Annotated in this window: 6 protein-coding genes; all 6 read right to left on the bottom strand. The window is 57.3% G+C overall.

What is annotated here, in order from left to right; genetic code table 11:
• Positions 1 to 94 precede the first annotated feature (94 nt).
• The 6 genes from RQ738_RS07615 to gpmI all read right to left on the bottom strand — a co-directional run bounded on the left by RQ738_RS07615 (position 95) and on the right by gpmI (position 7,094).
• A complete protein-coding gene (locus RQ738_RS07615; protein WP_314163723.1) occupies positions 95 to 1,297 on the bottom strand; it encodes a GGDEF domain-containing protein in 1,203 nt (400 codons plus the stop codon).
• Positions 1,298 to 1,554: 257 nt separating this feature from the next.
• A complete protein-coding gene (locus RQ738_RS07610) occupies positions 1,555 to 2,094 on the bottom strand; it encodes a DJ-1 family glyoxalase III (protein ID WP_314163718.1) in 540 nt (179 codons plus the stop codon).
• Positions 2,040 to 2,840: a divergent polysaccharide deacetylase family protein gene (locus tag RQ738_RS07605; protein ID WP_314163712.1), complete on the bottom strand. Its 801-nt coding sequence runs from the start codon at positions 2,838 to 2,840 to the stop codon at positions 2,040 to 2,042. The genes RQ738_RS07610 and RQ738_RS07605 overlap by 55 nt, the downstream gene beginning before the upstream one ends.
• A 12-nt stretch (positions 2,841 to 2,852) precedes the next feature.
• On the bottom strand, positions 2,853 to 4,193 hold the full coding sequence (locus RQ738_RS07600; RefSeq protein WP_314163707.1) for a S41 family peptidase: 1,341 nt from the start codon (positions 4,191 to 4,193) through the stop codon (positions 2,853 to 2,855).
• 110 nt (positions 4,194 to 4,303) lie between these two features.
• Positions 4,304 to 5,503, bottom strand: a complete 1,200-nt coding sequence (locus tag RQ738_RS07595) for a murein hydrolase activator EnvC family protein (protein ID WP_314163703.1) — start codon at positions 5,501 to 5,503, stop codon at positions 4,304 to 4,306.
• A 28-nt stretch (positions 5,504 to 5,531) separates the two neighbouring features.
• The gene (gene gpmI / locus RQ738_RS07590) at positions 5,532 to 7,094 is read right to left on the bottom strand and encodes a 2,3-bisphosphoglycerate-independent phosphoglycerate mutase (protein ID WP_314163701.1); all 1,563 of its coding nucleotides are present in this window, start codon (positions 7,092 to 7,094) and stop codon (positions 5,532 to 5,534) included.
• Positions 7,095 to 7,178: the final 84 nt, after the last annotated feature.

Raw genomic sequence — 7,178 nt, 5'->3', positions numbered from 1 at the left:
CAAGGTGTTATCGAATCTAAATCCCCTCACCCTAACCCTCTCCCGAAGGGAGAGGGAATTAACGGGACAGCAGTGATGCAAAGTACTTTTTGTTCTACGATGCTTTTTGTTTTACGTCTGTTTTATTCGAGTTTTTCCGTGCGTCTTCGGTAAGTATACAACAGTTACGACCCTTGTCCTTGGCCTGGTAGAGAGCGGTATCGGCGCGGTGCAGGAGGCTTTCGATATCTTCATCCTGCCCAAGTTCGGCGATGCCGATGCTGACGGTGATGGGCTGGGTATCGTCTGCGGCTTCCGTTGCCGCTGATTCTATTACAAAGCTGGTGCGCAATCGCTCGGCTGCCACCCGTGCCTGTTCGGCGGGGGTATTCAGTAACAGCGCGACAAATTCTTCGCCGCCGAAGCGGCAGAAAACGTCCTCGTCGCGCAGAACCTGGCCGGCGGTGGCAACGAACCGGCACAACAGCGCGTCGCCGGCGTTATGACCCAGGCGGTCATTGATTTGTTTGAAGTTGTCGAGGTCCATCATCAATACCGATAACGGCCTGTCGTATCGGCGGGATTGGGCTACCGCATTTTCGGCAATTAACGAAAAGGCCCGGCGATTGAGAGCACCCGTCAGCGGGTCACGGTTGGCCTGGCTATCGAGATCCGCCTGGAGACGTTCGGCTGCCATCAACACCATCCCCAGCGTTACGGCAATTGTCATGCACAACCACCAGAGCAGCATAAAGGCGGCGAATCCATCGGGGTTCAGAGGACCTACAGGTGGAGCACCCTGGTCGGCACCGACGGTACGTATCAAAAAAACCATCGCATTGAGCGCATAAACCCATCCCGTGGCACGCATGGCCAGCGGGATGGGTTTGGGCGCGGTAAGCAAGTCACGTGCAATCAGTCCCGACAATGTGGCAACCAGGATGGAATTGCCCAGTGCCCGAACCAGTAGTGAATCCTGGAGTTGCGCTGTTGCAATCCAGGCCAGCACGATGACAGCAAGAACAACCAAAGACAGAGATGAGAGAGGCGGTCTGCCGATAAATCGCCGAAACCCGTCCCAGGCCAGAAACAGGCCGATCACCACAATGAGCTGTGCCAGCGACAACAGCGGCGACCAGTGTTTAATTCCATAGAAGAGGATCAGAAAGAGTGCAAGTGCACCGGCGCCACCGGCCAATGCCCAGCGGCCAAGTCCGGGGATTGCGGGGTGCATCCGCCAGAGCAGGAACCTCGCCCCCGCACAAAATACGTTCGCCAGCGCCACGGCTACTAATAACGTGGGGATATCGAATCGCATGTTCAGCAAACGCCCCTTATGTGTCCTGTTCTTTCAGCTGATCTGATTTTCTTATAATAACAACAAAAAGTGTGTAGTTATATCTACGTCAGCAACGGCAAGATAAATTGCTGCTCTTCAGCTCAATTAAGGCAATAAATGCAACGCAACGCGGTTCTAAAGACCGCACACTCTGCATTACTGACTACGAAGTTTAAATGAACTGTTTAATTCAATGCTCGAAATCAATCATCCATCCGCGATCATCATTCATCAATCTATTTAGCCAGGCCCTTTTCAACCTCGTCGCGTTTATCCTTACTGACCAGCACCTCTATGAGCTTAAGGGCGAAATCCATCGCGGTGCCCGGTCCTCGTGAGGTGATAACCCTGCCATCCGCCACGACAGCGCCGGCCGCGGGGGTTTTGCCGAGTGCCTCGAGCACGCCGGGAAACGCCGTGGCCTTTTTGTCGCCCAGCACGCCGCTGCTGGCCAGCACCTTGGGCGCGGCGCAGATCGCCGCGGTGTATTTATCGTTGGCCGCCATCTCTTTCAGCAGCGCCTGGATACGCGGGTCATTATCAAGATGATCCGCACCGGGCATGCCCCCGGGCAAAACGACCATGTCGTAGTCCTGTTGCAGTGCGCTGTCGAGATCCGTATCGGCGATGAGGACCGTGCCACGGCTGGCACGTACGGGCTGCTTATCGAGCCCGGCCGAGACAACTTCAATGCCGGCACGGCGGAGCAGATCAATGACGGTTACGGCTTCGAGTTCTTCGCAACCTTGGGCAAGGGGGATGAGGACAGTTGCCATGCGGGCAGCTCCTGTTGTTTGCGTTGAATGAGTTCACCGACGGCGACCAGGTCAACGCCCATCTCGTCGAGCTCTTGCAGGCGTTGCTTGAGCACCTTCATGGTCGCCGGGTAAGGGTGGCCAATGGCCAGTGCCGTGCCGCGCTGTTTCGCGACCTTGACCAGGCGTGCAAACTGGCGCTCGACAAAGGCTTCACCCGGTTCGGCGTCGAGAAAGATGTCGCGCTCCAGGTTTGGAATCCGGTTCTCGGCCGCCACCGTCCTGGCGACACTACTCACGGTGGTGCGGCTATCGACGAAGAACAGGTTTCCGTGGCGGGTCATTTCCTGCATCAACCAGAGCATATGGCCGGGATGCCGGGTCAGCAGGCTGCCCATGTGGTTATTAATGCCCTGTACATGGGGCACCGCGGCGAGATCGTCCTGCAGGGTTGCGGTGAACTGTCGCTCGGTCATGTGCAGGGTCAGGCTGCCGGGCCCGAGGGCATTGCCATGCAAGGCCTCCATCGGCGCATGCAGCATTACTTCCTTGTTTACACTGTGCGCCTTGCGCGCCAGTTTATTCGTGTAGGGGGCATGGGGTAGAAAGGCACAGGCCACTGCCCCCGGCAGTTCAACGGCACGCTCATCATGGGCGTTGTTACCGAGGTCATCGATAATGATGGCGATGGCCGGGCGCTGCGCCAACGCCATCCCGCTGCTGAGCAACATGCCGGTGACCAGCAGCGTTTTCCGCCAGCGTTGCATTTACCGGCTTGCCTAGCGGCCCAGGCGGGTATGCATGATGTTCATACCCTTGAGCAGGTTAAGCGCTTCGTAAAGCTGGTAATCTTCACTGACGAGGCTCTTCTTTTCTTCTTTCTCTGCTTTATCCGCTTTCTTGCTGTCTTTGCCCTTTTTGGTCTTTTCTTTCTTGCCGTTGCCGTTACTCAGGTGGCCGCTGAGATCGGCTTCCTTTATACCTTTCAGCACAGATTCATCGGCATTGCTGACGCGCAGGCGCTCGGTCTTGATGTCGGGCACGATCCCCTCGGCCTGGATGGAACGGCCGTTCGGGGTGAAGTAACGCGCCGTGGTCAGTTTCACGGCGGTGCCGTTATTCATCGGCAAAATGGTCTGTACCGAGCCTTTGCCGAAGCTCTCGGTGCCCATGATGACGGCACGTTGGTGATCCTGCAGGGCACCGGCAACGATCTCGGATGCCGATGCCGAGCCACCATTAATCAGCACCACGATTGGCGCACCCTGCATCAGATCACCATTGCTGGCATAGAATTTGGTATCAGAATCACCGGTGCGGCCTTCCGTATAAACGATCATGCCCTTGTCGATGAAGGCATCGGATACACCCACGGCGGCGTTTAACACGCCACCCGGATTGTTGCGTAAATCGAGGACAATACCTTTCAGATTCTCGTTTTCATCCTTAAGGCTGCTGATCGCATCGGCGAGATTATCGACCGTATGGCTCTGGAACTGGCTGATACGAACATAGCCAAAACCGTCTTCCAGGGTTCTGAACTTCACGCTTTTGACCCGGATGATGTCGCGCGTGATATTGAATGTGAGCGGCTTTTCCGCGCCCTCGCGCACCACGGTCAGCTCGATGCTGGTGCCGACGTCACCGCGCATGATTTTGACGGCCTCGGTCAGGCTCATACCCTTCACGGATTGATCATCGAGGCGGATAATAAGATCACCGGGTTGCATCCCGGCACGCTGTGCCGGCGTATCATCGATGGGTGTGACGACCTTTACAAACCCGTCTTCCATGCTGATCTCGATACCGAGGCCACCGAAGCGCCCGGTGGTCCCGACCTGTAATTCCTTGAAGGCATCTTCATTCAGGTAAGCAGAGTGCGGGTCCAGGTTGCTCAGCATGCCGCTGATAGCGGACTCTATCAGTTCCTTGTCGCTACGGTCTTCAACGTAGTCATTTTTTATCTTTTCGAAGACCTCGGTGAATACGCGCAAGTCATCCAGTGGCAAGGGGCCGTTGCCCACATTGCGTTCTGCCAGACCGCTGCGACCAATGGCCAGCGATACACCCAACATCAATCCAACGGTCAGTACTAAAAAATTTCGAATGAGCGCATTCATTTACTGCTCCATGCTTTAAGGCGTCGAACCTTAAGTATTTTCTAAATTACGGCCATATACAAGCGCCGAGGCCCTGTCATCTTTGTTTTCAGGCCGCTGGCGGCCTCTTTTCAGCGTTTACACCAGCGCAGCGGATTGGTCGGTTTGCCGTCGGCGCGGATCTCAAAATACAGTCCCGCGTGTTTCTGGCCACCACTATTGCCAACCGTCGCCACTACTTCGCCGTTCTCGACCCAGTCGCCGGTTTCGACAAAAAGGCTGTCATTATGGCCATATAGCGACATATAGCCATCGCCATGGTCCACGATTACCATCAGGCCGAAGCCGCGTAACCAGTCGGCGAAGGCGACCCGGCCATGAGAAACCGTCTGCACCTCGGTCCCCCGCGCCGCGCGGATCATAACACCCTGCCAGCGTGGACCGCCCGCCCTGCGCTGCGCACCGAAACTGCCGGTTATGCGGCCCTTTACAGGCAGGCGCATGTCTCCGCGCCGTGATTTGAAGGGCTTACGTTCCCCGGCATTTGCCGGGACATCGGCCAGCGCCTCGCGCAGGCCCTCCATCAGGTGTTCCAGCTGTTTGGCATCCGCCTGATAAAGCTGCAGCTTTTCTTCCCGGCCCTGGATTTGCTTGTCCAGCCGGGCCAATACGCCGGCCCGCTCGCTGCGGCTCTTTTCCAGTTTCAGTTTTTGTTGCAGCTGCTCCTGGCGGGTTCGCTCCAGCCGGGCTGTCTGCTCTGTTATATCGACCTCGATTCTTTCCAGCCGGGTCACCGACTCATCAATGGCGCGGATCCTGGCTGTCCTCGCCCTGTTTAGATAGTCATAATAGACAAGAGTTCGCCCCATGACCGATGGGTCCTGCTGATTAAGCAGCAGCTTCATGTATTCCTGGCGGCCCATGGCATAGGCGCTGCGAATCTGCCCGGCCAGCACCCGGCGCTGACGTGCCAGGTCGGTCCACAGCGTCTGGCGCTCACCTTGCAGACCCTGCATACGCTTTTTTTGCTGCGTGAGCTTGCGGTCAATTATGTCGATCTGGCGGATCAGGCCACCAATGGCCTTTTCCGCGTGGCGCAACTGGGCCTGTAACTTGCCGTGCTTGCTCCGATCCCGCTTCAGCGTGCCCTGCAGGGTTGTGATGGTCTCTTTCAGCTTGACCAGCTTTGCGCGCTGCTCCCGGGCCTGGGCTTGCGCCACATCATCACTGTCTGCATGGGCGGCGGGCAGCATCAAGCCGGAGACTGTCAGTACACCGATAACCAGCAGGAAGGTGGGAGATGTCGTTAGCTTGCGCACGTGCGTTAGCATGCCACGGGCAGCGCCAGAGCGCCACGCATCAGCCGTCTGTGGCTGAATCCGCCTCTTCACGGTCGGCATCAAGGGTCAACAACAGCGGGCCGCTCATTTCCACCGGCCGTGGCAGGCCCATTAAATAGAGCATGGTCGGCGCAATATCGGACAGTGCCCCGTGGTTGATATCAAACCGGGCCGGGCGGCCGACATAAATCAATGGCACCGGGTTGGTGGTGTGCGCCGTATGCGGCTGGCCGGTTTCCTTGTTACGCATGAGTTCGGCATTGCCGTGATCGGCGGTGATGAACATCTCGCCGCCAGTCTTGTCCAGTGCCGCCTTGACCCTGCCGAGGCAGACATCGAGGGCCTCAATGGCCTTGATGGTGGCCTCAAGATTACCGGTATGGCCGACCATGTCCGGATTGGCATAGTTACAGATGATGGTGTCGTAATTGCCGTTTTCAATCGCATCAACGAGCTTGTCGGTCAGTTCAGGCGCCGACATTTCCGGCTGCTGATCATAAGTAGCGACATTTGGCGAATTAACCAGGATACGATCCTCGCCCTCGAACGGCTCTTCTTCCCCGCCGTTAAAGAAAAACGTGACATGGGCATATTTCTCGGTCTCGGCGATGCGCAACTGGCGCATCCCCAGGCTTGCGAGATAGGCGCCGAGGACATTCTTCAATCGCTCGGGCGGGAAGGCCACGGGGACATTAAAGTCTTCCTTATATTCAGTCAGGCTGACGAACGAACCCAGCTTCAGGATCATGTCGCGCTTAAAACCGTCAAAATCCTCTTCAATAAACGGGCGGGTGATCTGGCGGGCACGGTCGGAACGGAAATTCATGAACACGACCACGTCGCCGTCTTCCACCTGCACCGGTGATTCGCCTGCCGGCACAATCGTCGTGGCCTTGACGAACTCATCGGTCTCGCCACGGGCATAGGCCTGTTCAAGCGCCTCCCCGGCGGTGGCCGTCGTAAACTCGCCCTTGCCCTGCGTAATCAGGTCATAGGAAGCCTGGATACGGGGCCAGCGGTGGTCGCGATCCATAGAGTAGTAACGACCGATCACCGAGGCAAAGCGGCCATTGCCGAGCTCGTCGAACACCGCCTGCATGGCCTTGATCGATTCTTCGGCGCTTTTCGGCGCCGTGTCGCGGCCGTCGAGGAAGGCGTGCAAATAGACGTGTTTCGCACCCCGCTCGACCGCCAGGCGCACCATGGCCTGAATATGCTCTTCATGACTGTGGACGCCGCCGGGCGAGAGCAGGCCAAGGATATGTATGGCTTTATTGCTTTCGATCGCCAGATCGGCGGCATTGGTCAGGGTCTGGTTCTTGAAGAAAGAGCCGGTCTTGATGGCCCGTGAAACGCGGGTGAACTCCTGGTAAACCACGCGCCCGGCGCCCAGGTTCAGGTGTCCGACCTCGGAATTACCCATCTGCTCCGCCGGCAGGCCGACTTCGGCCCCCGAGCCACGGATCGTCGTGTGCGGATGGTCATTCCAGAGTTTGTCCCAGACCGGCTTGTGGGCCTGCGCGATCGCGTTGGCCTCGGGGTCTTCACTGAAGCCCCAGCCGTCCAGGATTATGAGCATCATTGGCTTAGGAATCAATGACTTACTTCCATTTTTGCTAGTAATTTTGGCGGTATGCCCGTTCCTGTCTCTAGTTTAGACATAGTC

The organism is Sulfuriflexus sp. (genome assembly GCF_032250955.1).
Taxonomy (GTDB): domain Bacteria; phylum Pseudomonadota; class Gammaproteobacteria; order AKS1; family AKS1; genus Sulfuriflexus.
This window is presented reverse-complemented; position numbering and strand designations above follow the sequence as displayed.